General features: G+C 67.6%; 23 protein-coding genes and 1 pseudogene. 7 read left to right on the top strand and 17 right to left on the bottom strand.

Going from position 1 to position 25,382, the window contains the following annotated elements; all coding sequences use genetic code 11:
- Positions 1 to 66: 66 nt before the first annotated feature.
- Positions 67 to 1,128, bottom strand: coding sequence for a right-handed parallel beta-helix repeat-containing protein (locus ACILRJ_RS12915; protein WP_395683607.1), 1,062 nt, complete (start codon positions 1,126 to 1,128; stop codon positions 67 to 69).
- A 335-nt stretch (positions 1,129 to 1,463) separates the two neighbouring features.
- Between ACILRJ_RS12915 and ACILRJ_RS12910 the strand changes: the two genes are divergently transcribed.
- On the top strand, positions 1,464 to 2,012 hold the full coding sequence (locus ACILRJ_RS12910) for a peroxiredoxin (protein WP_395683606.1): 549 nt from the start codon (positions 1,464 to 1,466) through the stop codon (positions 2,010 to 2,012).
- 66 nt (positions 2,013 to 2,078) lie between these two features.
- Here the strand turns inward: ACILRJ_RS12910 and ACILRJ_RS12905 are convergent, their stop codons facing one another.
- From ACILRJ_RS12905 to ACILRJ_RS12890, 4 genes are all read right to left on the bottom strand, one after another.
- A complete protein-coding gene (locus ACILRJ_RS12905) occupies positions 2,079 to 2,966 on the bottom strand; it encodes a hypothetical protein (protein ID WP_395683605.1) in 888 nt (295 codons plus the stop codon).
- Positions 2,967 to 3,074: 108 nt separating this feature from the next.
- Positions 3,075 to 4,247, bottom strand: a complete 1,173-nt coding sequence (locus ACILRJ_RS12900) for a hypothetical protein (RefSeq protein WP_395683604.1) — start codon at positions 4,245 to 4,247, stop codon at positions 3,075 to 3,077.
- Positions 4,222 to 5,637: an MBOAT family O-acyltransferase gene (locus ACILRJ_RS12895; RefSeq protein WP_395683603.1), complete on the bottom strand. Its 1,416-nt coding sequence runs from the start codon at positions 5,635 to 5,637 to the stop codon at positions 4,222 to 4,224. Before ACILRJ_RS12895 ends, ACILRJ_RS12900 begins: the two co-directional genes overlap by 26 nt.
- Before the next feature lie 459 nt (positions 5,638 to 6,096).
- On the bottom strand, positions 6,097 to 6,873 hold the full coding sequence (locus ACILRJ_RS12890; RefSeq protein ID WP_395683602.1) for a phosphodiester glycosidase family protein: 777 nt from the start codon (positions 6,871 to 6,873) through the stop codon (positions 6,097 to 6,099).
- Between the two features lie 174 nt (positions 6,874 to 7,047).
- On the opposite strand from ACILRJ_RS12890, the gene ACILRJ_RS12885 reads away from it, so the two are divergent.
- Positions 7,048 to 7,956: a DUF2167 domain-containing protein gene (locus ACILRJ_RS12885; RefSeq protein ID WP_395683601.1), complete on the top strand. Its 909-nt coding sequence runs from the start codon at positions 7,048 to 7,050 to the stop codon at positions 7,954 to 7,956.
- 30 nt (positions 7,957 to 7,986) lie between these two features.
- On the opposite strand, the gene ACILRJ_RS12880 is transcribed toward ACILRJ_RS12885, so the two are convergent.
- A complete protein-coding gene (locus ACILRJ_RS12880; RefSeq protein ID WP_395683600.1) occupies positions 7,987 to 8,181 on the bottom strand; it encodes a hypothetical protein in 195 nt (64 codons plus the stop codon).
- 52 nt (positions 8,182 to 8,233) lie between these two features.
- A complete protein-coding gene (locus ACILRJ_RS12875) occupies positions 8,234 to 8,728 on the bottom strand; it encodes a DUF4142 domain-containing protein (protein WP_395683599.1) in 495 nt (164 codons plus the stop codon).
- A gap of 157 nt (positions 8,729 to 8,885) precedes the next feature.
- Here ACILRJ_RS12875 and ACILRJ_RS12870 point away from each other — a divergent pair, with 157 nt between their 5' ends.
- Positions 8,886 to 9,368: a YajQ family cyclic di-GMP-binding protein gene (locus ACILRJ_RS12870; protein ID WP_395683598.1), complete on the top strand. Its 483-nt coding sequence runs from the start codon at positions 8,886 to 8,888 to the stop codon at positions 9,366 to 9,368.
- 12 nt (positions 9,369 to 9,380) lie between these two features.
- Positions 9,381 to 9,791 (top strand): DUF4259 domain-containing protein, encoded by a 411-nt coding sequence (locus tag ACILRJ_RS12865; protein WP_395683597.1) that lies wholly within the window; start codon positions 9,381 to 9,383, stop codon positions 9,789 to 9,791.
- A 145-nt stretch (positions 9,792 to 9,936) separates the two neighbouring features.
- On the opposite strand, the gene ACILRJ_RS12860 is transcribed toward ACILRJ_RS12865, so the two are convergent.
- From ACILRJ_RS12860 to ACILRJ_RS12840, 5 genes are all read right to left on the bottom strand, one after another.
- Positions 9,937 to 11,409, bottom strand: a complete 1,473-nt coding sequence (locus ACILRJ_RS12860; protein WP_395683596.1) for a hypothetical protein — start codon at positions 11,407 to 11,409, stop codon at positions 9,937 to 9,939.
- Positions 11,410 to 11,414: 5 nt separating this feature from the next.
- A complete protein-coding gene (locus ACILRJ_RS12855; RefSeq protein WP_395683595.1) occupies positions 11,415 to 12,566 on the bottom strand; it encodes an SPFH domain-containing protein in 1,152 nt (383 codons plus the stop codon).
- A 245-nt stretch (positions 12,567 to 12,811) separates the two neighbouring features.
- Positions 12,812 to 13,516: a pseudouridine synthase gene (locus ACILRJ_RS12850; protein WP_395683594.1), complete on the bottom strand. Its 705-nt coding sequence runs from the start codon at positions 13,514 to 13,516 to the stop codon at positions 12,812 to 12,814.
- Complete coding sequence (locus tag ACILRJ_RS12845; RefSeq protein ID WP_395683593.1) at positions 13,513 to 14,559, bottom strand: class I SAM-dependent methyltransferase; 1,047 nt, start codon at positions 14,557 to 14,559, stop codon at positions 13,513 to 13,515. The genes ACILRJ_RS12850 and ACILRJ_RS12845 overlap by 4 nt, the downstream gene beginning before the upstream one ends.
- A gap of 34 nt (positions 14,560 to 14,593) precedes the next feature.
- Positions 14,594 to 14,980 (bottom strand): YajD family HNH nuclease, encoded by a 387-nt coding sequence (locus tag ACILRJ_RS12840; protein WP_395683592.1) that lies wholly within the window; start codon positions 14,978 to 14,980, stop codon positions 14,594 to 14,596.
- Between the two features lie 58 nt (positions 14,981 to 15,038).
- Here ACILRJ_RS12840 and ACILRJ_RS12835 point away from each other — a divergent pair, with 58 nt between their 5' ends.
- Entirely contained in the window at positions 15,039 to 15,845 is an 807-nt protein-coding gene (locus ACILRJ_RS12835) for a transglutaminase domain-containing protein (protein WP_395683591.1), read from the top strand.
- Positions 15,846 to 15,973: 128 nt separating this feature from the next.
- Here ACILRJ_RS12835 and ACILRJ_RS12830 read toward each other — a convergent pair whose 3' ends face one another.
- The 3 genes and pseudogenes from ACILRJ_RS12830 to ACILRJ_RS12820 form a co-directional block, all read right to left on the bottom strand.
- On the bottom strand, positions 15,974 to 16,408 hold the full coding sequence (locus ACILRJ_RS12830; RefSeq protein WP_395683590.1) for a hypothetical protein: 435 nt from the start codon (positions 16,406 to 16,408) through the stop codon (positions 15,974 to 15,976).
- A 214-nt stretch (positions 16,409 to 16,622) separates the two neighbouring features.
- Positions 16,623 to 18,269: pseudogene (abc-f, locus tag ACILRJ_RS12825) on the bottom strand (ribosomal protection-like ABC-F family protein); the annotation flags it as partial.
- A 117-nt stretch (positions 18,270 to 18,386) separates the two neighbouring features.
- Entirely contained in the window at positions 18,387 to 19,379 is a 993-nt protein-coding gene (locus ACILRJ_RS12820; protein WP_395683589.1) for an LLM class flavin-dependent oxidoreductase, read from the bottom strand.
- Positions 19,380 to 19,729: 350 nt separating this feature from the next.
- Here ACILRJ_RS12820 and ACILRJ_RS12815 point away from each other — a divergent pair, with 350 nt between their 5' ends.
- Complete coding sequence (locus ACILRJ_RS12815) at positions 19,730 to 21,088, top strand: MATE family efflux transporter (protein ID WP_395683588.1); 1,359 nt, start codon at positions 19,730 to 19,732, stop codon at positions 21,086 to 21,088.
- 19 nt (positions 21,089 to 21,107) lie between these two features.
- Here ACILRJ_RS12815 and ACILRJ_RS12810 read toward each other — a convergent pair whose 3' ends face one another.
- Positions 21,108 to 21,515 carry a Rid family hydrolase gene (locus tag ACILRJ_RS12810; protein WP_395683587.1) on the bottom strand — a complete coding sequence of 136 codons (408 nt, stop codon included), beginning with the start codon at positions 21,513 to 21,515 and terminating at the stop codon, positions 21,108 to 21,110.
- 148 nt (positions 21,516 to 21,663) lie between these two features.
- Complete coding sequence (locus ACILRJ_RS12805; RefSeq protein WP_395683586.1) at positions 21,664 to 22,410, bottom strand: queuosine precursor transporter; 747 nt, start codon at positions 22,408 to 22,410, stop codon at positions 21,664 to 21,666.
- Positions 22,411 to 22,528: 118 nt separating this feature from the next.
- On the opposite strand from ACILRJ_RS12805, the gene ACILRJ_RS12800 reads away from it, so the two are divergent.
- On the top strand, positions 22,529 to 25,354 hold the full coding sequence (locus ACILRJ_RS12800) for a protease pro-enzyme activation domain-containing protein (RefSeq protein ID WP_395683585.1): 2,826 nt from the start codon (positions 22,529 to 22,531) through the stop codon (positions 25,352 to 25,354).
- Positions 25,355 to 25,382: the final 28 nt, after the last annotated feature.

Raw genomic sequence — 25,382 nt, 5'->3', positions numbered from 1 at the left:
GCGGCACTCCGGTTGCGCGACGAAACGGGACGATCGCGCCTTCCGGCTTAGCCGCGACTTAATCGATCAGTTCACGATCTCGGCACCGTCGGCGAAGATCGTTTCGGCATACGCACCGACGTCACGCCCGCCCCTGGCGGGATGCGGACGGTCGAACAGGTCCGTCGACGTGAGCACGAGCGGGCTGATCGCGAGCAGTGGCGAATCACCGGCGAGGCGATAGTTGCCGACGGGCGCGTTGATGAAATGCGGATTGAGATGCGTCGAAGCGATCTCGCTGACGGGCGCATCGCCGCCGCGGTTGCCGAAATCGTTGTGCGCCAGGAAGCCACTGGTCGTGTTGAGCCACAGGCCGGCGCCGTCGTTGCTCCACAGCACGTTGTTGTAGATCTGGCAGCTCGCCGTACCGCTGCAGTACAGGCCTCCGGTCACGTCGGCCGTCGCCTGCGTCGAATTGTCAGCGACCGTGTTGCCGAAGAACTGCACGTTGCCCGTGCCGTACAGGCAGACACCGCCGTCGTTGAGGCTCGCATCGTTGTTCACGAACAGTGAACTCTCAACGCGCACCTGGTGCGCGGCGGCGCCCGCGTACAGGCCGCCGCAGTAGAAGTCGGTGTGGTTGCCCTGGAAGACGACGCGTGAAACACGCACATCCGCCTCGTAGCAGGTGCCCGTGCAGTGGGCGCCGCCGTTGATCCCGAGTCCGCCGCCGAGGAATGCACCGTGCCCGCGCTGGATCGTCAGATCTTCGATGGCGAATGCGCCGAGGTGCTTGATGACCGTGAACACCGGCGTGAAATTGCCGCCGTCGAGCACGGTCAGGCCCGGATTGGCCGAGCGCGTCTGGCATCCCGCGGCGTAGCCGCCGAGCACCGACACCGCGTTCGCATGACTCGACATCAGGAAGAACTCCTGGTTGAGGTGGGCGATCCCCGTAATGTAGCTGCCCGTGACGAGACGGATCTCCATGTCGTCGCCCTGGTGCACGCCATTGTCGGACGCGGCATCGAGTGCGTCCTGCAACGCGATTTCGTCGGCCGCGCAGATGACGACGAGCGCGCGCGCCGGGAGCGGCGCGAGCAGCAGCGCGGAAACGACAGCCGCCAGCAGGACATGGAGCACGCGCATCACGATTCTCCGGAAAGGGAAGGCCTGGCCTTCCCTTACGACGATCGCGGCGAAAAGCGGGTGGCCGATCCATCGATGCGCTGTCGCCGCTTCCCCTCACCCTACCCTCTCCCGCAAGTGGGAGAGGGGACAACCCATATTTCGCCTCTCCCGCTTGCGGAAGAGGCCGACGCGCGCCAGCGCGGCGGGTGAGGGGCAGCGAAGCGAGGGCCCCACAAACAAGCACCCACAACCCACCCGCGCCCATCGGGTACTCCCTGCGAATGCCCCGCCGCACCTGCCGACGACGCGCGAGGTGTATAAACCGGATTCCCTTCCCGCCCCCTGGAGCCCCCATGAATACCACCGCCAAGATCACCGCCCTCGCCTTCGGCGCCGCCGTTGCGCTCGCCTCGCCCGCGTTCGCCGCCCTCAAGGTCGGCACGCACGCGCCCGATTTCAGCGCGTCAGCGTTCCTCGCCGGAAACCCGCTGACCTTCAAGCTGTCCGATGCGCTGAAGAAGGGACCGGTGGTCGTCTACTTCTTCCCCGCCGCGCACACGTCCGGCTGCAACATCGAAGCGCACCTGTTCTCGCAGGCGATCGACCAGTTCACCGCGCAGAACGCGACCGTCATCGGCATCACCGCCGGCAAGACCGACGAGCTCGCCGCGTTCTCCAAGGAAACCGAACACTGCAGCGGCAAGTTCGCGGTCGCCGCCGATCCCGGCGCGAAGATCGCGAAGGAATACGAGTCGATCCTCGCGCAGAAGCCCGAATGGTCGGACCGCACGTCGTACGTGATCGATTCGTCGGGCACGATCGTGCACGCGTACTCGAACCTCGACCCGAAGGACCACGTCAACGAGACGCTGGCGGCGGTGAAGGCGCTCAAGAAGAAGTAACCACCACGCTTCACCGCGACCCGGCACGGTGGGCTCATGCCCACCCTGCACGGCGAGCCGACAGGCTCAATGCTTCAACGCGAACTCCATCATCGCGATCACCGTCGCGCGCTGTTCGTCGGTCGGCTCGGCCCCCGGCACGTAGGCGATCTCGAGCATGCGACCGCCGGTCGCGACGATGACCTGCGCGCGCGGATTGCCTTCCTTGCAGTGGTGCGCGATGCCCGCCGTCTTGCCGAACTTCGGCAACGGATCGACGGTGCAGCCACCGCCCTGCATCATGCCTGCTGCCGCGTCGGCGCTGCGCGGGCCCTTCGTGACGGCGACCGTGATCACGCGCCCATCCGCGGACATCACGCAACTCTCCTTGCCGGGCACGATCGCGGAAACATTGCCAGTCGGCAGCAGCTGCTTGACGAGCGCGTCGTCGAGGTAGGGGCAATCCGATTCCTTCGCGAGCGCCTTCGGCTTGCTCGCGACGCCGAGCGTGCTCGCGATCAGGTGCGCGGCGAAATCGCGCTGTGCCGGCGTGATCGTGCCCTTGAGATTGAGATAGCCCGACACGCTGACGCTGCCGCGGTGGCCGTAGAAGAACATCGACTTCGGATCCACCACCGCGCCCGAATCGTCCTTCTGCTGGTAGGCGAAGCCTTCCTCGCCGAGCGCCAGGATCGGTTCGACGAGGCTGTTGCCGGCAATCGCCTCGCGCATCTCGACCGCCGCCTTCTGCGCAAGCTCGGTGGACTCGCTCACCATGTGGCTGAAACCGAAGTTCACGCTGGTGTCGGCCGCCATGAAACTGCATTCGCCCGGCCCGCCCGACATCACGCGCCACGGTCCGCCGCCGAAGCCCTTGTCGACCATCGAGGTTTCGATCACGGGACACTTCTGCGCCGCGACCGCCGCGCCGCTCATCGCGAGCAGCAGCACACCGACCTTCCACGCTTGCTTCATGACGCCTCCCCGGTCCGTTGAACCCGCGTCGCCATCGTACGCCGGTCGCATCCGGAACAACGCATCGCGGAGGCGCGCTGCGCAGCCGGCCCCCGCAGCCGCGGGGTCCTAGGGCCGCGGCGCGGCCTTCGACGGCGGCGCGGGCTTCCAGAAGTCGCGCTGCACGATCGTCGCCAGCGCCGCGGTGTAGCGTTCGGCATCCGCCTTGGCCAGGTGCGACCAGTCCGGCAGCAAGTAGCCATGCATCTCGGGATAATCCTCGAAATGGATGCCCGGCGCACCGCTCCGCGCCAGCAGTACGTCCCATGTGCGTTCGCGCGGGAACACGCGCAGTTCGTAATCGCGGAATGGACCCGCACTCGGCGCGCGCACGAACAGCACCTCTACACCGCGTTTGCGCAGCTCGGCGACCGCGCCTGCGGCGCGCGCGATCTGCTCGTCGATCAGCGCCTGCGCCTTCTCCGGCGTTTCCATCTTCGGCAACGGCGCGTCGAACATCTGCCTCCAGCGGTCCTGCACGATCGCGCGATACGCCGGGTCGGTCTCGACCTTGCTCCACATATGGCTGTTGCGATCGGCCTCCTGCACGGACAGCTTGCGCACGTCGGACCGCGCGCGCAGGCCCGGGCGCGCCGGCCACGGCTGGCGCCGGACCAGCGCGGCGAGCGCGAAGTCCGGGTCGTCGAACGCGAAGTACGGCTCGACCAGGTGTTTCGACAGCCAATTGCCGCTGCGCTGCGAAGGGCCTTGTTTGTGGTAGTACGGCACCACGTCGGCACGCACCGCGAATGCACCGAAGAACTGTTGCGGCGCGACGCCGACGAGCAAGCGACCGGTGAACGCCGGGTCCCGGGCCAGGTCCTCCAGCATTGGCACCGGCGACGTGCCTTCGATCGCGAGCTGGATCGGCCGCTCGCCCGTGATCTTCTCCCACACCGGCAATTGCACGTCGAACAGGGTGCGCGACGAACCGATCAGGACTGTCGCACCGCCCTCGCCCGCATCGATGCGACGGCGCTGGTCCGCCCATTCGCCGTTGCTGTTGCGATAGCCCGGGGGCGCGCCATACATGCGCCACTTGATCTCCCATGCCGCGAGCAGCAGCGCGAACAGCACGAGCATGCCGAGGAAGATCGCGCGCCACGGCCGCGCCGGAATGTCGCGCTCCGGCACCGGCTGCGCCACGCCCGGGCGGTCCGACGCGGTCAGGCGAACGAAGCCGGCGCGGATCTTCGGAGCGTCGATGACGGCGGCGTCAGAACTGGAAATAGATGAAGGCATTGCCCGCCCCCTGTGCGATCACGATCGCGAACAGCATCAATGCCCAGCCCGCCGACAGCAGCGGCGCCGGCACGCGCGCGAGGGTCGACTCCAGCGTGCGTTCACGCATCAGCCAGTGCGCGCCGACGATCGCCGCGACGATCCCCGCGACCATCACCAGGTGCACGACCGGCAGGATCGGTTCGGCACCGCCGTTGAGGCCGAGCATGCCGTTCAACACCAGCCACGCCTTGCCGAAACTGTGTGCACGGAAGAATACCCAGGTCAGGTTGACGAGTGCATACGTGAGCAACCCAAGTCCGAACAGCGCGAGCGGTCCCGGTTGCCACCCGGAGAATCGCCTGCGCAGCGCGCGTTCCGTGGCGAGATAAGTGCCGTGCAGTCCGCCCCACACCACGAAAGTCCAGCTCGCGCCGTGCCAGAGACCGCCGAGCAGCATGGTGGCCATTAGCGCCAGGTAGGTGCGCGCTTCGCCATGGCGATTGCCGCCGAGCGGAATGTAGAGATAGTCGCGCAGCCACGCCGACAGCGTGATGTGCCAGCGCCGCCAGAAATCGGAGAAGCCGACCGCCGCATACGGAAAACGGAAGTTGTCCGGCATGGCGAACCCGAGGCACATTGCCGCGCCGATCGCGGTGGTCGAATAACCGGCAAAGTCGCAGAAGATCTGCCCGCTGAAGGCGAGCGTGCCGATCCAGGCATCAAGCAGTCCAGGCGTGCCCTTGCCGTCGTAGACCATCTCCGCGGGGCGTGCGAGGAACGCATCGGCGAGCACGATCTTCTGGAACAGGCCGAGCGTCATGAGCGCAAGGCCGAAACGCAGCGCGTCGGCACCTGCGCGACGCGGCTCGGCGAACTGCGGCACCAGTTCGGTCGGGCGCATGATCGGGCCGGCGACGAGGTGCGGGAAGAATGTCACGAACAGCGCGTAGTCGAGGAAGTTGCGCGCCGGTGCCGCGCGGCGCAGGTAGACGTCGAGCGTGTAGGACATCGTCGCGAACGTGTAGAACGAGATGCCGACCGGCAGCACGATGTCGAATGCGGGCGGCTGGTAGTCGAGGCCGAGCGTCGACGCCAGCGCGCGGAAATTCTCGAGCAGGAAGTTGCCGTACTTGAAGTACGCGAGCATGCCGAGATTGGCGACCACCGAAAGCAGCATCCACGCGCGTCGCGCATTCCTGCCTTGCACGCTGACGAGCTTCTTCGCCGCCCACCAGTCGACGACGGTCGAAATCCACAACAGCAGCACGAACGGCGGGTTCCATGCCGCATAGAACAGGTAGCTCGCGACCAGCAGGTTGATCTTGCGGGTGTTCCACGCCAGCGGCAGCGAGTGCAGCGCGAGCACGCACGCGAAGAACACGACGAACGTGAGCGAATTGAAGACCATTCGGCGCCCTCCCCGGCACACGCATGGCCCGCGGCGAAGCGGGTGGACCCCTCACATGCCTGCCGCGCGGCCTGGCGGCGAACCCGGGGCTGGCGAAGTCTGCACTGCGACAAGTGGGCGCGCAATCGCCATCACGCCGCGCTGCCTTCCGCGATGGGCGTGGTGCTGACCGTTCGCACCCAGCGCCTAAGGTGGCAGCGCCTGATTGACTTCCCCGCAGAATTTCGCAGGATGGAGCCCCGTGCGCGGCACATCGCCCCGCACGTTCGATCAATCCGAGGAGCGTCGCATGAGCAAGGGCCTTGACCAGAAGAAGAGCGACAAGAAGAAACCCGAGAAGACGATGAAGGAAAAGCGCGCGGAAAAGAAGGAAAAGAAGGCCGCCAAGGGCCGCTGAACCTGGCCGTCCCTCGTTGGCGACGCAGCCGTCGACCCGTACCGCGGTGTCGACGGCCGGCGTCAGGGGCTGGCGGGAGCGGTCTCGAACACCGCGAACATCCCCGCATACGGCTTGACCATCATCGCCGCCGCGCCGGCGTAGCCTTCGCTGCGCGTCCACAGGCGCGACAGGGTGCCGTCCAGGTAGAGCGCGTCGCGGCAGCCAAGCGTGTCGCGGAACAGGCGCGCGAACGCGTGGAACGACACCGGCACTTCGCTGACCGCGAACACGACGCGTGAGGGTGTCGGGGCGCACACGCCGCTGCGCCATTTCAGGCTGTCCGATTGCGCGTCGAATGCGCGGTTGATCTCGCCGTCCACCACCAGCATCGGACCCGACTGGCTCGCGATGCGCGCACGCTGCCCACGTTCGCGCCAGCGATCCGTCGTCGTCACGCCGGCACGGTCGTTCTGGTCGACGTAGAAAACGCCGTTCGGCTGCATCGCGAAATTGCCGTGGCCGCTGCCCGCGCGCGTGGTGTTCAGCGGCCGCAATGCGATGCCCTCCTCGACATGCAGCCCGAGCGGCCGGTATTCACGGTCGTAGATGCCCGCATTGGCCGCGAACAGGAGGGTGTGGCCGCGCGCCGCACCCCAGTCACGCAGGCGATCGATGCCGGCGAGCGGCTGCCCCGCATCGTCCTTCCAGTGCAGCTCAAGATGGTCGCTGGCGAGGTCGAGGTCGACGACGCGATAGGTGAGGTCGCCCTGCTGTACCGCCCGCGAGCGCGGCTCGGCGACCGCGTGGACGGACGCGACGAGAAGGGCGAGGGCGAGGGTGAGGATTGCAGGGCGCACGTCGCATTGTCGCCGATGCTGGCGCCGTTTCCATGACGGGGCGCGAAGGTCTCCACAAAGTCCCCGTCGACGGCTGCCGGCGCAACGCACCCATGTAGAATCCCCGCCGGGAATGGGACCGTTCGCTGCCTGCCCTCGCCGCGTCCGCGGCCAACAACCTGGGGAGTTCGACACATGCGTAGCCTGCGCTGGAAGCGCCTTGCCTTGATCCTTGCCACGGCCTGCCTGATCGCCCTGCCGGCCTTTGCGCAGGACGGCGACGAATCGGCGCAGGACGGGAGCCCGAACCCATGGCAGATCGCCAGCAAGGCGATGCAGATCGGACCGAAGACGATCGCGCTGCGCGACCAGGCCACGCTGCATCTGCCGCCGGGCTACGGCTTCGTGCCGACGCGCGAGGCGACCCAGCTGATGGAGGCGATGGGCAACAGCGAAAGCGGTAACTTCGTCGGCCTCATCCTGCCGCCGCATGCCGGCGAGGACGATGCCGAGGACTGGATGGTTTCGGTCGACTACGACCCGGCCGGCTACATCAAGGACGAGGACGCGAAGAACTGGAACGCCGACGAACTGCTGCAGAATCTCAAGGACGGGACCGAAGCGGCGAACGAGAACCGCGTGCGCCTGGGCATCCCCGCACTCGAGGTCACTCGCTGGATCGAGCCGCCGGCCTACGACGCCGCCACCCAGCGGTTGGTCTGGTCAGTCGAGGGTCGCGACAAGGGTGCCGCTGCCGACGCCGACAACACGGTCAACTACAACACCTACGTACTCGGTCGCGAGGGCTATGTCTCGCTCGACCTGATCACGTCGTCGTCGAAGATCGAGGCGCAGAAGCCGGTCGCGCGCAACCTGCTCGCCGCGGTGACTTTCAACGACGGCAAGCGGTACGCCGACTACGATGCTTCCAGCGACAAGGTCGCCGCCTACGGCCTCGCAGCGCTGGTCGGCGGCGTCGCTGCGAAGAAGCTCGGCCTGCTCGCACTCGGCGCCGCGTTCTTCGCCAAGTTCTTCAAGCTGATCGCGATCGCCGTCCTCGGCGCAGGCGCTGCGATCAGGAAGTTCTTCGCGCGCAAGGCCTGACGGGCTTCCGCAGACGGCGCCGCGCAGGCATCAGCGCGTGCGCCGCCGGAGCGGCATGGTGTCCATCGCGGGCTCGGGCTGCGAAGCATCCTCGACGCCCTCGTTGGTCGTGTGGTCGAGCGGCGTCGACTCCTCGTCCCGCGCGGTATCGTCATCGGGCAACACGGAATCCGGATGCTTGTCCTGCGTCCTGTGAGCCCCCGTAATGGCTGCATGACGCGTCATCACGCTTCTCCTCACTCAACCACAGTGGCTGGCGGGCGCTTGCCGCTTCCGTTCACTTGCCGGTGGATGCGGCGAGATCCTCGGCCATCTTCAGATGCTCCTTCAACGTCGGCAGCGTCGCATTCGCGAATGCCTTGAGGCTTGCGTCCTTGCCCGCTTTCGCTTCGTCCTCAAACAGCTCGACCGCACCCTGGTGGTCCTTCACTGCTTGCGCGGCATAGGCCTTGTCGAAAGCGGCTCCCGACATCGCCTTGAGTTCCATCTCGGTTGACTTTTGTTCCGCGGAAGGCTCCTGCGCGACCTTGAATCCGCCGCTGGCCGCCGCGGCCTTGAGTTTCTCGTTCGCGGCCGAGTGGTCGGTCGCCATGAGCTGGCCGAAATGCTTCACCGAGTCGCTCGTGCCCATGGCGCTCGCGTCGTTCCCGAGCGCCACTTCCGCGAGGCCCGCCTGCGCGGCCTTGGTGACGAAATCCGCATCCGACGCACTGGCTTGGGCGAACGGCGCGGCGATCAGGACGGCGGCAATCGCAAGGGAAAGGATCTTCATCGGAGGCTCCATTGGCTTGGAAGCCGTCATTGGGCGACAACGCGGCTGAACATGACCGGGATCCGCGAAACGTCGGTCAGCTGGATGTCAGGAACCGGGTCTCCGCCAGCTTTCGGTCCTGCGGCTACAATCCATGTTTCGCCACGGATCGAAAGCCATGCCCTCGTTCGATATCGTCTCCGAAGTCGACAAGCACGAACTCATGAACGCGGTCGACCAGGCCAACCGAGAGCTGTCGAACCGCTTCGACTTCAAGGGCAGCGACGCCACCTTCACGCTCGACGGCTACGTCATCACCGCGACCGCGCCGAGCGATTTCCAGCTCAAGCAGATGCAGGACATCCTGCGCACGCGGCTGACAGCGCGCAGCATCGACGTGCGCTGCCTCGACGTCGCCGAGCCGGAAATCAACCTCGCGACCGCGAAGCAGAAGATCACGGTCAAGCAGGGGCTCGAACAGCCGATGGCGAAAAAGATCATCGCCGCGATCAAGGCCGCCAAGCTCAAGGTCGAGACACAGATCAACGGCGAGAAGCTGCGCGTGACCGGCAAGAAGCGCGACGACCTGCAGACCGCGATCGCCCTGCTGCGCAAGAGCGAGTTCGAGGTGCCGTTGCAGTTCGACAACTTCCGCGACTGAGGGAGCATCCGCATGGGTACCTGGGGCCCTGGCATCTTCGACAACGACACCGCCGCCGATTGGGCGTTCGGTCTCGAGGATCTTCCGGACACGCAATACATCGAGAAGACCCTGGAGCGCGTCATTGAGATCCGGGACCGCTACCTTGAAGCGCCCGACGCCGAAGAGGCGCTCGCCGCCGCCGAGGGCGTCGCGCGCCTGCGCGGGCGCTGGGGGGTGCGCTCGACCTATTCCGAGCCACTCGACGAGTGGGTTGAAGCCGTGAAACTGCAACCCGACGCGAATCTCGTCGCGATGGCGATCCGCGCGATCGATCGCGTACTCGCCGAGCCCTCCGAACTGGTCGAGCTGTGGCAGGAAGGCGACGAGTTCGACGCGTGGAAGGAAGGCGTACTCGGCCTGCGCACGCGGCTCGCCGAATGACGCGCAGGCATGCCGTGCAGCCTCGCCTCACCGCAACGACGTTCGCGCTCGCGCTTGCCCCGGCGGATGCGGTGGCCGTCCGCCAAGTGTGCCGCACGCTGCCCAGCGGGTCGCCCAAGCGCGCCATGAACGCGCACCCGCGACCTCAGCGGAGGCTCACCGTCTGTCCTTTCCATGCCGGATCCTGCCAGCGGTAGAACAGGCTCAGCGAAGCGGGCTTGTCGGCGTGCTTCTCGACCGCGAGGGTCTCGAGGTCGAGCACCTCGAACGTCTGGTTGAACCTGCCGGCGCTGCGCACTTCGCGCGCAGCGAGCATCTTCCGACCACCAGGTACCCAGCCGGCGAATTCAACGTAGCCGATGTCGGGTGCATCGCCGGCGGGTGGCACGACGTCGACCGTCCAGCCATCGGCGCTGCGATGGAACACCCACATCTCGCGCCAGCCGTCGAGCGGCTGCACCGCGAGCGCGAGTGCGGTGCCGGGCGCGTTCGCGCGCGCCGAGTTCGCCCACACGGTGCCGTAGGTGCAGCGTTGCAGCAGCGGGGAATTCCCGGCGTGCTTCGCATCGACGAGCTGGATGCAGGTCTCGCCCGGCTGGCCCGGCGCGGTCACTACCGCGAGACCGACCGGTGCATGCGCGGGCCCCGGTTCGGCAGCCCAGCGGATCGCGCCGACGCGCACCGCGGCGTCGCTGTAGGCATAGGCATCGTCTTCGGAGAGTTCCTGCCGGTTGACGCCGGTCAGTTCCTGCAGCGCGCGCGCCGCCGCTTCCGCGGCCGGTTCGCCGCGACGCGTGCGCTCGAACGCGAGGCTCGACCACACCGCGGCAGTGCGCATGCGCACGCGGTTCCTGAGGAATTCCGGCAGATCGGTGCGCGGCATGCGGTCGAGCACGTCGGCGCGCCAGGCATCTAGCGCCGCGCGGTCGAACGGCGTCAGTTCCGGATCGATGCAGTCCTGGCGGGTCAGCGCCAGCGCCGCACGCGCCTTCTGCTCGGCACTCGCCGGCAGTGCGAGCACGCGGCGGAACGCGTCGCCGTCGTAGCAGACCTGCACGCGGCCGTCATGTTCGAGGCTGCGCACCGCCACGCCGTAGCCGGCGACGACCTCGAGATGCGCCGCGATGACCGCGTCATTCGCCTTGCTGCGGTTCGACGAGGCGCGCCGCGCGAGGCGTTCGGCCATCGTGCCGAGCGCATCGAAAGCCTCGGCGCCGATGTCCTTGGCGGGCGCCGCGCGCAGATAGGCCGCGGTGTAGCCGATGCCGAGCGCTTCCGCGCCGGGCGTGTCGCGCAGGAAACGCACCACGGCGAGCAGGTCGGTCGCGTCCTGCGGCTGCAGCGAGAGTGGGCGTACCTGGCTCGCGCGCACGTAACCGGCGCGCTCGCGCCGGTGGTCGTAGACCTGCAGGTAGTCCATCTTGCGCCCGCGCACTTCGAGGCTGTCGCCCTGCCACAGCACGACCTGCTGCTGCGCCGATTCGCGCGGCGCCGCGCGCAACGCGGCCTGGTCGATCACGACGATCACGCTCGGATTCGGTTGCACCGGTGCGACGGGTTCCGCGGCCTGGGCGGCGAAGGCGCCGCACACGCAGGCGATTGCGAAGAAACGTTTCATGCGCATCACTCCCCGCCCTGCGCGACGGCCTGCGCCTTGGCGCCACCGATCAGGTTCGCGCCGATGAAACCGCCGTCCGCCGGCGGCGGCGCGATGATCACCGAGATCTTGTCCGACAGCTTGTCCGCGATCGTCTTCTGGATCAGCAACGGGTGCTTCGTGATGAGCTCGCCATCGCGTTCGAGCTGGGTGCTCGCGACCTTGCCGATCTGCTCGTTGCGATACGCATCGGCGTCGGCAAGCTTGCGGCGCGAATCGGCTTCACCGGCCGCCTCGATGCGGCGCGCTTCCGCGGTACCTTCCGCTGTCCGGATGCGCGACGCCTTCTCGGCATCGGCTTCGAGCTGGCGCTGCTCGATCTGCTTCTGCTTGAACGGGATCACGTGCTTCATCGCTTCTTCCTGCGCCTTCGCCGCGATGATCTGCTCGTTCGCACTCGCCTCGGCCGCCTTCTCGCGCTTGACCTTCTCCGCGTCGGCCTCCAGCTCGGATTGCTTGACCTGCTTTTCCTTGAGCTGCAGCGTGTACTGCATCTGCTCGGTTTCCAGCTCCACCGCGAGCAGCTTGTCCATGCCGGCACGGTAATCCGGCGGCAGGTCGACATTACCCATCGTCACGTGGCGCAGGACGACGCCATCGGTCGCCAGCAGCGGCTTCAGCTCGGCCTCGATCACGTCCTGCAGCTCCTGCCGCTTGGTCGAGAAGATCTCGCGCACCGTGTAGCGCGTGAACACCTTGTAGATGACACCCTGCACCAGCGGCTCGACCACCTCGCCGTTGATGTCGGCCGGCAACTTGCCGGCCACGCTCGCCAGCGTGTCGGAGTCGAGCGCGTAACGGATCGACAGTTCGACCCCGAGCGAGAGGCCCTCGGACGACTGGAACGGCGCTTCGCCATCGGCCTTGCTGCTGCGCGTCGGCGCGTAGGTCTGGTCCTGCAGCGAGTAGCGGCGGATCTCGTGGATGCCCGGCAGCGCGAGCGCGATGCCTTCACCGAGGCGGGTGGTGGTGCCGCTCAACCGGTTCAGGCGAATGCCGACTTCCTGGCGCGCGATCGATTCGACCGGCGGGTGGCGATACACCGTCCACACGCAGGCGGCAACGACGCCGAGAACGATGATTCTGGTACTGAGCAGATTGCGAGACGCTTCCTTCAAGACACGCAGACGGTCCGACACATGGCCCCCGAGGCACGGATGATTCGATCAGGGAGGCCACGCCCGTGGACTCCCTGCACGTCGATCCGGGGTTTTGCGATCGCAGCCCCCCGGCGTTCGATCGTGCAGGTTCATTCGAACAGGCGCGGATGGGGAACGCGTGTCGCAATCGCGGCGAGGTGCTGGCCGCTTGTGTCGGATTTCGGGCAGGCAATTTGGCCGGCTCGAGTCCGCCCTGCCGCAAATCAGGCCATTGCGAAGATCGCAGCGACTTCGTCCGCGCCGAGTGCGCGCCACTCGCCGACCGGCAGATTTCCAAGGACAAGCCCGCCGACGGTGTCGCGGCGCAGGGTTTCGACGTGGTTGCCGGCGGCGACGAACATGCGCCGCACCTGGTGGTAGCGGCCTTCGCCGATCGCGAGGCGCGCGCGACGCGGGCCGAGCACTTCGAGTTGCGCCGGTGCGAGCGGCGTGGTTTCGCCGTCAAGCATGAGCGTGCCGCTCGCGAACAGCGCGCCCTCGTCGCCGCGCAGGTCCTGCGCGAGCGTGGCCTCGTACACCTTCACGATGTTCGAGCGCGGCGAGATGATCCGGTGCAGCAGCGCCCCGTCGTCGGTCCACAGCAGCAGCCCCGAGGTGTCCCGATCGAGCCTTCCGACCGTCGACAGCGCGGGACTGCGCGAACGCCAGCGCGGCGGCAGCAGGTCGTAGACGATGCGACCGGAGTCCTTGGTGGAACAGGTGTGGCCGGCGGGCTTGTGCATCATCAGCACGAGTCCCTGCGGCGGATCGAGCGGCTCGCCATCGACCCGGACATCGCCATGCTCGATCTTGTCATCGGCGTACAGCACCTCGCCGGCGGCATCGGTAATGCGCCCTTCGCGAAACATCCACGTCACTTCCTTGCGGCTGCCATAGCCGAGGTTGGCGAGCAGCTTGACCAGTTTCATCGTTTCGGATTCCTCGCCTCGATCACCTTGAAGCCGTCGCGCACCTCGACGATCCGCACCGCCTCGAAGTGCGCCGCGAGCGTCGCCTCGTAGGCGAGGTGGCGGTTCGCGACCAGCCACAGCACGCCGCTCGACTGCAATGCATCGGCCGCCACCTCGATGAACGCGCGACCGAGTTCGGGCTGGTCCGCGCGGCCTTGATGGAATGGCGGATTGCTGACGATCGCATCGTAGCGATCCCCAAGGCCGCGCGTCACGTCGTGCCAGCGGAACGTGAACGCGACGTCGCGCCCCGTGTCGCGACAGGCACGCTCGAGGTTCGCGCGCGCGGGTTCCTCGGCGCGCTGCTCCGCTTCGTACAGATCGATCGCCTCGACGGCGGCGCAGCGGCGCACGACTTCCGCCGCGAGGAAGCCGTAGCCCGCTCCGAGGTCGGCGACGCGGCCGCGCAGGTCACGCGGCAGGTGTTCGACCAGCAAGGCCGATGCCGCGTCGACGCGATCCCAGGCGAACAGGCCCGGTCGGCTCAGCCAGTTCCCTCCGGCGATCGGGCGCGGCGCGTCGAGTGCCTGCCATTCGTCGAGCAGCGCGTTGTCGACCCGCGCCACGTCGATGCGGCTCCAGTACACGCGGCATTTGTGCTTGGACAGGCTCTGGACGTTTCCGACGAGCCGGGCGAGGTCGGCCTCGCCGGAGCGTGCGCCCTCGTTGTTCGGTTGGCAGGCGACGACGATCCCGCCATTCCCCGCCAGCCGTACCGCCTGCGCGAACAGCGCGCGCGCCTCGTCGCGTTGGCGTGGCGGCAACAGGAGCACGAGGCCGCTGCCGTCGCCCGGCGCCGCGAGCGATGCACCGGCGCGCACGAGTTCGTCGGCGAACGGCTTGAACGTCTGCACGCAGGTCATGCCCGGCCAGCGTCGCAGCCAGCTCCCCGCGCGCGCGCGCAGGAACACGCCACGCTGCGACGCCGATGCATCGATGACGGGGCTGGAGAGAGGCAGGAACAACGCCTCAAGCACCGCTTCGATATCGGACACGCTCACGCCTTCGCCACCATCGCGACGCGCGACGCAACCGTCATGATTCGCGCTTTCGCGCCATCATCGCCTTGAGATCGGCGAATGGATTGCCGGTCGCGGGCGCGGCGACCGCTTCGTCGTCGTAGCCGGCACCGCGCACGTGGTCGATGTGGCGCGAATGCTCGTTGTCGTGGCAGTACACGCAGAGCAGCTCCCAATTGCTGCCGTCGGGCGGGTTGAAGTCGTGATCGTGGTTGCGGTGGTGGACGGTCAACTCCTGCAGGTTCGAGCGGTTGAACTCGCGACCGCAGCGCCCGCATATCCACGGATACATCTTCAGGGCACGTTCGCGATAGCCAAGCTCGCGCTGTTCGGTCGCGCGGCGCGCTTCGGCGACGATGCGGTCAAGCCTGGCGTGGTCGAGTGGCGGATTGCGTGTGCTCATCGGTGCGGCCAACCATCTTGTGGCAGTCTTGTGTACTTTACCGCTTCCGACATCCGCCGTGATCCGTCGTCCTGCACCCACCTTCGTCGCCGCCCTGCTGCTCGCCGCGCATGCCGGTGCCGACGACCGCACCGGCACGGCAGCGATCGAGCAGCAACTGCGAACCCTGCTGGTCAGGTCGCCCTACCGGATCCCGGACACGGCACGCGCGGGCAAGATCCGCTACCAGGTGCAACTGCGCGACGGCGAATGGGCGTGGCCGGAGACTGCCGAGCAGCACGTCGAGCGGCATGGCGACACCATCGAACTGACGATCTGCGGCGACTGTGGACGCGAGGCACCACCGGATCCGGCGCAGCTGGAACGCTATCGCGAACCGAACGCGTGGGTGCAGAGCCGCGACCGCCACGTCGTCGCGTTCGCGCACACGGCGAAAGGCCGATCGGTCGATGCACGCATGCATTCGCTGGTCCTCGCGGTGCAGAAGCACATGACCGGTGCGATCGATTTCACGAGCTACCGGAGTGCGACCCAGGCGCTCGACTCACGCGGCGGCGACTGCACCGAATTCGCGGTCCTGCTCGCCGCCGCGGCGCGTGCGCGGGGCATCCCGACGCGCGTGGTCGCGGGACTTTCGTACGCGAGCCGGTTCCTCGATCGACCGCATGCATTCGTACCACACATGTGGGTGCAGGCCTGGGACGGCACCCAGTGGACAAGCTACGACGCCGCGCTCGGTGACTTCGACGCCGCACACATTGCGATCGCGATCGGCGACGGGTCGCCCGACAGCCTGCGCGGCACGATGGAGACGATCGCGAAACTGCGCATCGTCGATGTGGTCGGGATCGCCACGGCACCGTAGGCGCCCATCCCGTTGAGGTGCCGAAGGGCATCGCACCCTGCGGCGCTCCCACATTGGTCACTCCAGGCCGGATCGCGTGTCCGAAGGCGCGGCTTCAGCCGCGATGGGTTTTTCGTCTTCGCAAGCGGTCAGTCGGCCGCCACTTCATGCACGATCGGCAGCTCCGGCACGTCGTCGGTTTCGTCGTCGACCATCGCTGCCGCCTTTGGATCGCTGACTCCACCCATGAGCATGACCGGCTCCTCCGGTGGTGGCGGCGCGGTCGTCGCGGCACCGGCAGCCACGGGCGATGCCTGGATATCGGCGCCGACCGGATCGGCGTGGATGGGCGCCGCCATCGACAGCACGAGAGCCGCGCCGAGGCCGAGCGCCGCCGCGCGCGGCACGCGATAGGACACGCAGACCGGACCGCTCGCTGCGCGCAGGAAGTCGAGGCGTTCGGCATTTCCCATCGCATCGAGCGAGTGCACTGTCTTGCTGCAATGGCCGCAGAAGCCGTTGATGCGACGCTGCGCGTCGATGCCGAGCGGACAGGGTTGGTCGATCTTCGGGAAGCAGGCCATGGCGGAACTCCATTCGTCGGTGGTGGCGCGGCGCGCCGGTGACCACAGATGGATGCAACGCGGGCGACCGCCGCGCGGGGTTTGCGCGCCGAAAGGTTCAGGAACGTAGGGCGGGTCGAGCCGCGCAGCGGCGAGTCCCGCCGTCATCATCACGAAGGAACGCGGCGGCACGCGCGTTGCGCGTACCGCCCTACGCGGCGCGCTTGCCCTTGCCCTGGTCCGGCGAACTGCCGCTGCCGCGTGCGCGCAGCCACGCCGCGTATTCGTCGAGGTCGCCCTTGAATTCCTCGACCTTGCCGTCGGCGACGCGCCAGAACGTCTCGCAGACGAGACCGGTCAGGTGGCGGTCGTGCGAGACGAGCACGATCGCGCCGTCGAAGATGCTGAGCGCCTCGGCCAGCGCTTCGCGCATTTCGAGGTCCAGGTGGTTGGTCGGTTCGTCGAGCAGCAGCACGTTCGGCTTGCGCCAAGCGATGAGCGCCAGCGCGAGGCGCGCGCGTTCGCCACCGGAGAAGCCGTCGATGACCTCGAACGCGCGGTCGCCGGGAAAATTCCAGCGCCCGAGGAAGTCGCGGAAATCCTGCGTCGAGACGCCCGGCGCGATGTCGCGCAAATGGTCGATCGGCGTCTGCCCTTCGTGCAGGGACTCGACCGTGTGCTGCGCGAAATAGCCGAGCACCATGTCCGGGTGCGCGGTGCGCTCGCCGGACAGCAGCGGCAGTTCGCCGACCAGGGTCTTCACGAGCGTCGACTTGCCGGCGCCGTTCGGCCCGAGCAGGCCGATGCGATCGCCGGCTTCGAGGCCGAACTTCACGTTCTCGAGGATCACCGCGTGACCATGGTCCTCGACCACCGCGTGGTCGGAAGGACCGGCGTGCGTGGCGCCGCGCAACGTGTAGCCGGCGTCGACGTGGTTGAGGCGCAGCAGTGAATGCGGGATCTTCGCCGGCTCGGTGAAATTGATGCGTATCTGCCGCTCCGCGCGCACCGCCTCGGTGCCGGCGAGCTTGGCCAGGCGCTTGACGCGCGACTGCGCCTGCTTCGCCTTCGCCGCGGACGCCTTGAAGCGGTCGATGAACGACTGCAGGTGCGCGCGCTCGGCCTGTTCCTTCTCGAAAGCGATCTGCTGCAGGCGCAGGTGTTCCGAGCGCTGGTGTTCGAAACTGGTGTAGTCGCCGCTGTAGAGCTTGGCGCGCTGGTCGTTGAGGTGCAGCGTGTGCGTGCACAGGCCGTCGAGGAACTCGCGGTCGTGCGAGATCATCAGCAGCATGCCGGGGTATTTCTGCAGCCACTGCTCCAGCCACAACACCGCGTCGAGGTCGAGGTGGTTGGTCGGCTCGTCGAGCAGCAGCAGGTCGGACGGCGTCATCAGCGCGCGCGCAAGATTGAGGCGCACGCGCCAGCCGCCGGAGAATTCGGCGACCGCCATCCGATGCGTCTCGGCGCGGAAACCGAGGCCGTGCAGCAGACGACCGGCGCGCGCCTCGGCGTCATAGCCGTTGATGTCGGCGAGCTTCTGGTGCGCGGCGGCGACCGCGTCCCAATCCTCCGCTGCGGTCGCGGCTTTTTCCGCTTCGAGGATCGCGTGCACCTCGGCGTCACCCGAGACGACGAAGTCGATCGCCGCATCAGGCAACGACGGTGTTTCCTGCGCGACGCTCGCGATGCGCAGGCGGTTCGGCAGGTCGAGATCGCCCTTGTCCGGCTCGACCTCGCCCATCACCGCCGCGAACAGGCTCGACTTGCCGCAGCCGTTGCGCCCGACCACGCCGACCTTGGAGCCAGCATGCAGGGTCAGGTCGATGTCGGACAGGAGCAGGCGTTCGCCGCGGCGCAGGGCGAAGTTTCGGAAGGCGATCATGGGGTTGCCGGACTTTCGGGGGCGCGCATTGTAGCCGATGGCGGGCGCATGCGGCGGACGCCCGGCCGCGGCAGACGCCGCTGCTGCCGCCAGGACGTCGGGCACGTCGGCCGCCCGCTAGCGCGCACCCGCCGCGGCGGCAGCCATCGCGATCTCGAATGACCGCAGTCGTGCCGCATGGTCGAAGATGTTTGCAGTGAGCATCAATTCGTCCGGACGGTGGCGATCGACGAAGTCCGCAATGCCGCGTTCGACCGTCGCCGGGTCGCCTACCACGGCACAGGCCAGCGCCTGCTCGACACCGATCTTCTCGGTCGGGCTCCAGTACGCCTCGATATCGTCGATCGGCGGCGGCACCAGGCCCGGCTTGCCGCGGCGCAGGTTGACGAAACTCTGCTGCAGGGTCGTGAACAGGCGCCGCGCCGCGTCGTTCGTATCGGCAGCGACGACATTCAGGGCGAGCATCGCGTGCGGAGCCTGCAGCCGCGCCGATGGCTTGAACTCTTGCCGGTACCGCGCGAGCGCCTGCGTCATCGCGTCCGGCGCGAAATGCGAGGCGAACGCGAACGGGAGGCCGAGCGCGGCGGCGAGGCGGGCGCTGAACAGGCTGGAACCGAGCAGCCAGACCGGTACTTCGATACCGGCGCCGGGCACTGCGCGCACCGCCTGGCCGGGCTGCGCCGGTTCGAAGTAGCCGAGCAGTTCCACCACATCGTTCGGGAATGCCTCGGCGCTGTCGAAATAGCGGCGCAATGCCCGCGCGGTCGCATGGTCGGTACCGGGAGCGCGTCCGAGGCCGAGATCGATGCGCCCCGGATACAGCGCGGCGAGCGTGCCGAATTGCTCGGCCACCTGCAGCGGCGCGTGGTTCGGAAGCATTACGCCACCGGAGCCGACGCGGATCGTCGAGGTGCCACTGGCGACGTAGCCGATCAGTACCGCGGTCGCCGCGCTGGCGATCCCTGGCATGTTGTGGTGTTCGGCCAGCCAGTAACGGCGGTAGCCGAGACGCTCGACGTGGCGCGCGAGGTCGAGCGTATTGCGGAACGACGCGGCGGCATCGCTGCCTTCGCACACCGGCGCAAGGTCGAGTACTGACAGGGGAATCATGCTGGGTCCTGATGGCGGCCTCTTCGGGAGATTGGGACGAGGTGACCGGTTTTCGAGGCATCGTCCGATCGCCGGCGAACGTCGGCATGCCCGCGTTGCGCCCGAAGCGCTTGCAGGGTGCATCCGCACGTCACGGTGACCTCGGCGAACAAGTCCTTGCACGCTCGGAGGGTTCGCGGACGCGGGTCGATGGCGCGGGCATTTGTGGGAGCACCGGAAGGTGCGATGCTCCTCGTTTCGACGTGGGAAGGCATCGCCGCGTTGCGCCCCCGGTCAGGCAACGCGCATGCAGACATCCGCCGCATGACGACGCAGAATGCGCACCGCCCCGCCCGCGCGAGATCGCCACCATGCAGGACCTGACCCAGGGTTCCGTCTTCCGCCACCTGCTGAAGCTCGCCGCGCCGATCGCGATCGGCATGATGTTCCAGACGCTGTACGTGCTGGTCGACCTCTACTTCGTCGCGCGCCTCGGCGACGCGGCGATCGCCGGCGTCAGCACCGCCGGCAACCTGCAGTTCATCATCATGGCGCTGACCCAGGTTCTCGGCGTCGGCACGATGGCACTCATCGCGCAGGCGGTCGGGCGCAAGGACCAGGCCGACGCGAACCTCGTGTTCAACCAGAGCCTGCTGATCTCGCTCGCCTGCATCCTCATCACCTTCGTCGTCGGCTACGCCACGGCGGGCCCGTACACGCGTGCACTCGGCGCGGATGCGGCGACCAGCGCGGCCGGCACGACCTACCTGTACTGGTTCCTGCCCGGCATGGCGTTGCAGTTCGCCCTGGTCGCGATGGGTTCCGCGCTGCGCGGCACCGGCATCGCCAAGCCCGGCATGATCGTGCAGGTGCTGACCGTGCTGCTGAACGCCCTGCTCGCGCCGATCCTGATCGCCGGCTGGCTCACCGGCCATCCGCTCGGCGTCGCCGGCGCCGGACTTGCGAGCTCGATCTCGATCGCGGTCGGCGTGGTCATGATGATCTTGTACTTCGGTCGCCTCGAAAAATACGTGCGCTACGACGCCGCCCAGTTGCGACTGCATTTCGCAACCTGGAAACGCATCCTGCGCATCGGCCTGCCGCCGGGCGGCGAGTTCGCGGTGCTGTTCGTATTCCTCGGCGTGATCTATCTCGTGATCCGCCCGTTCGGCGCCGAAGCGCAGGCCGGTTTCGGCGTCGGCTCGCGCGTGATGCAGGCGATCTTCCTGCCGGCGATGGCGGTCGCGTTCGCGGTCGCGCCGCTGGCCGGGCAGAACGTCGGTGGCGGCAGGCTCGAACGCGTGCGCGAGACGTTCCGCCACGCTGCCCTGCTCGGCAGCGGCATCATGCTGCTGCTGACCCTGTTCTGCCACTGGCAACCGGAACTGCTCCTGCGCGTCTTCACGAGCGATCCGCCGGTGATCGCGGTCGGCGCGGACTACCTGCGCATCATTTCCTGGAACTTCGTCGCGCAGGGCATCATCTTCAGCTGTTCGGGCATGTTCCAGGCGCTCGGCAATACCCTGCCGCCGCTGTATTCGAGCACGACGCGCCTGCTCACGTTCGCGTTGCCGGCTTTCTGGATGTCGACGCGGGCAGGATTCGAACTGCGCCACGTCTGGTACCTGTCGGTGGCGACGGTGACCTTGCAGATGCTGCTGAGCCTGTGGCTGCTGCGGCGCGAGCTGCGCCGACGCGAAGCAGCCGCACCGGCTCCTGCCGCGGCATAGGCGCCGCGGCTGCCATTGCCTATTTGCGCGCCATCGTCGCACTGCACTGCACTTCGACGCGCGCGCCGAGGGCGAGGCCGCCGGTTGCGTAAGCCATGCGTGCGGGGAAATGCTGCCTGAAATAGCTGCGGTATACCTCGTTGAATGCCTGCCAGTCCTTGATGTCGGCGAGTGCGACCGTGCACTGCACTACGCGGTCCCACGTCGAGCCGCGGCGCTCGAGCTTGGCACCGATGTTTTCCATGACCTGCTTCGCCTCCGTGGCGATGCCGCCCTCGACGAGCCGGCCAATAGCATCGGTGCCGATCTCGCCCGAGAGGTAGAGCATGTTGCCGACGCGCACGGCTTCCGAAAATGGCAGGCTCACGCCCGGCGGAGCGTTGCTGACCGGGAAATATTCGACATCGTCGGCGGCGCGGGCCGGCACGGCAGCGAGGCACATGACGGCAAGGGCTGAGAGGAACGTTGTCGAAGCAGCGGAAGCCGCGATGCTTCCGCGGCGAAGCGAAAGAACATCGCGGCTTCCGCCGCTCCCACGGGACATGTTCTTCATGCGATTCCTCCGATGGCGGCAGTCACGCGCGCGGCGCATGCTGCTCGCCTTCGTCGCGCAGGCTGAATGGCGTGAAGTGGGTGTGTTCGTCGTAGATGTCGACGCCTTCGCGGCGCTTGAGGAATCCGACTACTGCATACGTGACCGGGGTCAGCACGATCTCGACGAGCACCTTCATGGTCCAGTTGAACGCGATCACCTTGAGCATGGTCTGCCCGGACCAGATGCCGGCAAATGCGATCGGATAGAACGTGATGCTGTCGAGCCCCTCGCCGACTATCGTCGAGCCGATCGTGCGCGTCCACAGCCAGCGCCCGCGTGTCCACAGCTTCATCTTCGCCATCACCCAGGAATTGGCGAAGTCGCCGATCCAGTAGGCGAACATCGAGGCGAGCATGATGCGCCAGCTCGCGCCGAAGACGACTTCGAGCGCCGGTTGCAGCTCCTTGTTGAACGGCTCGTCCGGGCTCGGCGGCATGCCGAGGATCGCGAACGTCATCATGCTGGCGAACGCGAGGCCGCCGAAGCCGGCCCAGATCGCGCGGCGCGCGCGCGCATAGCCGTACACCTCGGTCAGCACGTCGTCGAAGATGTAACTGATCGGGAAGAACAGGTTGCCGGCGCCGAACGTCAGTGCGCCCAGAACGGGCAAAGTGAACGTGCAGACCTTGGCCGGCCCGATCAGGTTCGAGCACAGCAGCACGGCGACCATGCCTCCGACGAGCAGGTCGTAGTAGCGGAACCCGCGCACGGGACCTGGCGTGTTCATCGATCTCCCCGGCCAACGAACGGCGAGCACGCATCATAGCGATAGCCGCGATGCGCATGCGCGCACCGCGTACGGTACGATCAATGACCCAGTCCACTTTTTGCCTGCAGGGACCGCCATGATCCGCGTTTTTCCGCTTGCGTCCTCCACCGCCTTCGCTCTGGCCTGCGCCGTTGCGCATGCGCAGGTGCGGCCTGCCGTCGGCGTGGCCGGCAACGACCTCGTCAAGTCGGCGCTCGACGTGAACGACCGCGTCCCGCTGGGCGGCGCGCGCGCACGCGCCGCGAAAAACGCACAGCCGGTCGCCGGCGGAATCGCGCTGAAGCGCCTGACCCTCACGCTGCGGCGCCCGCCGGAACGACAGGCGGCGTTCGACGCCCTGTTGCAGGCCCAGCAGGACCCGGCATCGCCGGACTACCAGCGCTGGTTGACGCCGGCGGAAATCGGCGCGCGCTTCGGCGCGTCGCAGAACGACATCGACGCAGTCGCGGGCTGGCTGCGTTCGCAGGGACTCGCCGTCGACGCGCTCTCGGCGAGTCGCACGCGCCTGCGCTTCAGCGGCGATGCGGCGCACGTCGCAACGGCGTTCGGCACCAGCCTCGCGTGGAAGGTCGAAGGCAAGCGGCGCCGCGTCGCGACGACCGAGCTGCCCTCGATACCGGCGGCGCTCGCCGGTGCGGTCGCCGGCGTGGTCGGGCTGGACACGCCGCGCTTCCACCCGACGCTGATCGATGGCGGCGTGCGCACGCAGGCCGAAAACGGGCCACGCACCGAGGCAAGCAGTTGCAGCAGCGGGGTGTGCTCGTACACGGTATTTCCCGCCGACTTCTCGCACATCTACGGCCTCGACCGCATCACGGCGAATGGTTCCGGTGAATCCATCGCGATCGTCGCGCGCCAGCGCGTTGCGCCCGAGGACGTCAGCAACTTCCAGGCACGCGCAGCGTTGCCGGTGAAGCCGATCGAGATCATCGTGCCACCGGGTGCGGTCGATCCCGGTGATCCGGTGACCGGTTGCGGCGGTGTCGGCCAGCCGGGGTGCGACGACGCAACGAGCGACGAGTTGGGCGACCAGCTCGAGGCGACGCTTGACGTGCAACGCGCCGGCGGTACCGCACCGGGCGCGACCATCAAGCTGATCGTCGCCGACGACAGCGACACCACCAGCGGCGTGTTCGATGCCGCCGAATACGTGATCGACACCACGCCGCTGCCGGCCCGCGTGCTCAGCATGAGCTTCGGCAGCTGCGAGGCCAACAACGGCGCGGACATCGTGCATGCGATCGACGGCCTGTTCACCCAGGCCGCGATGGAAGGCATTTCCGTGTTCGTCTCGTCCGGCGACAGCGGCGCCGCCGATTGCGCGCCCCACACGGAGGCACCGCCGGCTGTGCAGACGGCCGCGATCAACGCGTTGTGTTCCTCCGCCGCCGTGACCTGCGTCGGCGGCACGCAGTTCGCCGACACTGCGAACCCCGACGCGTACTGGTCGCGCAACAATGCACCACCCGGCTATCGCTCGGCGCTCGGCTACATTCCCGAGGGCGCGTGGAACGAACCGCTGAGCGACAGCGGCGCATCCCAGCTCGCGAGCACCGGTGGCGGTCGCAGCCAGTTCATCGCGCGACCGTACTGGCAAAACGCGCCCGGCACGCCCGGCGGCAGCATGCGCATGACGCCCGATATTTCACTGCCCGCCTCGCGCCACGACGGCTATTTCGGCTGCATGGCGGCGGCGCACGCTGCCTCCTGCGCGGTCGCCAACGGCAGCTTCAGCTACCTGATCATGAGTGGCACGTCGGCGTCGGCGCCGAGCATGGCCGGAATCGCGGCCCGCCTGAACCAGACGATCGGCAGCGCGCAGGGCAATCTCAATCCGCGCCTGTATGCGATCGCGAGCTCGCAGCCGGCGGCGTTCCACGACGCGACACCGGCGAGCAGCGGCGTCAGCTGCGACGTCGCCGTGCCAAGCCTGTGCAACAACAGCACGCCGGGACCGGGCGGCCTGTCGGGCGGGCTTGCGGGCAATGCGCTCACCCTCGGCTACGACCTCGCGACCGGCCTCGGTTCACCGAACGTGCCGACGCTGTTTTCGGCGTGGAGCTCGACGGCTCTGCCCGGCGTGCCGATGAACCAGCATGGCCTCTCCGGCTCGTGGGCGAATCCCGCCACGCAAAGCCAGGGCCTCGTGCTCAGCGTGCAGCCGGACTTCTACGGAACCGGCAACGCGCTCGTTTTCGGTGGCTGGTTCACGTTCGACACGACTGCAGCGGGTGGACAACGCTGGTACACGATCCAGGGCTCGGCCTCGGGCGTCGCGGCATCGATGCCGATCTATCTGAGCACGGGCGGCCGCTTCGATACGTCGCAGGCGACCACCACCGATTCGGTCGGCATCGCGAGCTTGCACTTCACCGACTGCAGCCACGGCACGCTGGACTACGCCTTCATGGATGGACGCGGTGGCTCGATTCCGCTGACGCGCTTGCTCGCGAACATCGAATGCTCGCAGGCGGGTGGCACGCCGACGACCAATGCAAGCTACCGCCTGAGCGGCATCTGGGCCGACCCGGGCAACGATGGCCAAGGTCTCGTCGTCGACGTCGATCCGATCCAGCACGTGCTGTTCGCGGCCTGGTACACCTACACCGCAACCGCCGCCGCCGGCAGCGACGAAACCCAGCAACGCTGGTACACGCTGCAGGCCCCGCTGCCGAGCGGCGCGACGCAGGCGGGCAATTTCGGTATCTACGCAAGCAACGGTGGCGTGTTCGATCATGCCGCGACGACCACGACTGCGCAGGTCGGCACCGCCTCGATCACCCTGCAGGACTGCTCGACCGCGACGCTGAGCTATCACTTCACCAGTGGCAGCAATGCCGGCAAGAGCGGCACGCTCGACCTGGCGCGGATCGGCGCCGCGCCGGCGGCGTGCACGCCGTGAGTTCAACCCGAACGGACTTCCTGCTTCC

It is taken from the genome of Dokdonella sp. (genome assembly GCF_044227025.1).
Taxonomy (GTDB): Bacteria; Pseudomonadota; Gammaproteobacteria; order Xanthomonadales; family Rhodanobacteraceae; genus Dokdonella_A.
This window is presented reverse-complemented; position numbering and strand designations above follow the sequence as displayed.

What these genes read in the sequence shown, in the direction of transcription:
- ACILRJ_RS12915 (WP_395683607.1), bottom strand. Translation starts at nt 1,128, where the DNA reads ATGCGCGTGCTCCATGTCCTGCTGGCGGCTGTCGTTTCCGCGCTGCTG.
- ACILRJ_RS12910 (WP_395683606.1), top strand. Translation starts at nt 1,464, where the DNA reads ATGAATACCACCGCCAAGATCACCGCCCTCGCCTTCGGCGCCGCCGTT.
- ACILRJ_RS12905 (WP_395683605.1), bottom strand. Translation starts at nt 2,966, where the DNA reads ATGAAGCAAGCGTGGAAGGTCGGTGTGCTGCTGCTCGCGATGAGCGGC.
- ACILRJ_RS12900 (WP_395683604.1), bottom strand. Translation starts at nt 4,247, where the DNA reads ATGCCTTCATCTATTTCCAGTTCTGACGCCGCCGTCATCGACGCTCCG.
- ACILRJ_RS12895 (WP_395683603.1), bottom strand. Translation starts at nt 5,637, where the DNA reads ATGGTCTTCAATTCGCTCACGTTCGTCGTGTTCTTCGCGTGCGTGCTC.
- ACILRJ_RS12885 (WP_395683601.1), top strand. Translation starts at nt 7,048, where the DNA reads ATGCGTAGCCTGCGCTGGAAGCGCCTTGCCTTGATCCTTGCCACGGCC.
- ACILRJ_RS12880 (WP_395683600.1), bottom strand. Translation starts at nt 8,181, where the DNA reads ATGACGCGTCATGCAGCCATTACGGGGGCTCACAGGACGCAGGACAAG.
- ACILRJ_RS12875 (WP_395683599.1), bottom strand. Translation starts at nt 8,728, where the DNA reads ATGAAGATCCTTTCCCTTGCGATTGCCGCCGTCCTGATCGCCGCGCCG.
- ACILRJ_RS12870 (WP_395683598.1), top strand. Translation starts at nt 8,886, where the DNA reads ATGCCCTCGTTCGATATCGTCTCCGAAGTCGACAAGCACGAACTCATG.
- ACILRJ_RS12865 (WP_395683597.1), top strand. Translation starts at nt 9,381, where the DNA reads ATGGGTACCTGGGGCCCTGGCATCTTCGACAACGACACCGCCGCCGAT.
- ACILRJ_RS12860 (WP_395683596.1), bottom strand. Translation starts at nt 11,409, where the DNA reads ATGAAACGTTTCTTCGCAATCGCCTGCGTGTGCGGCGCCTTCGCCGCC.
- ACILRJ_RS12850 (WP_395683594.1), bottom strand. Translation starts at nt 13,516, where the DNA reads ATGAAACTGGTCAAGCTGCTCGCCAACCTCGGCTATGGCAGCCGCAAG.
- ACILRJ_RS12840 (WP_395683592.1), bottom strand. Translation starts at nt 14,980, where the DNA reads ATGAGCACACGCAATCCGCCACTCGACCACGCCAGGCTTGACCGCATC.
- ACILRJ_RS12830 (WP_395683590.1), bottom strand. Translation starts at nt 16,408, where the DNA reads ATGGCCTGCTTCCCGAAGATCGACCAACCCTGTCCGCTCGGCATCGAC.
- ACILRJ_RS12820 (WP_395683589.1), bottom strand. Translation starts at nt 19,379, where the DNA reads ATGATTCCCCTGTCAGTACTCGACCTTGCGCCGGTGTGCGAAGGCAGC.
- ACILRJ_RS12815 (WP_395683588.1), top strand. Translation starts at nt 19,730, where the DNA reads ATGCAGGACCTGACCCAGGGTTCCGTCTTCCGCCACCTGCTGAAGCTC.
- ACILRJ_RS12805 (WP_395683586.1), bottom strand. Translation starts at nt 22,410, where the DNA reads ATGAACACGCCAGGTCCCGTGCGCGGGTTCCGCTACTACGACCTGCTC.
- ACILRJ_RS12800 (WP_395683585.1), top strand. Translation starts at nt 22,529, where the DNA reads ATGATCCGCGTTTTTCCGCTTGCGTCCTCCACCGCCTTCGCTCTGGCC.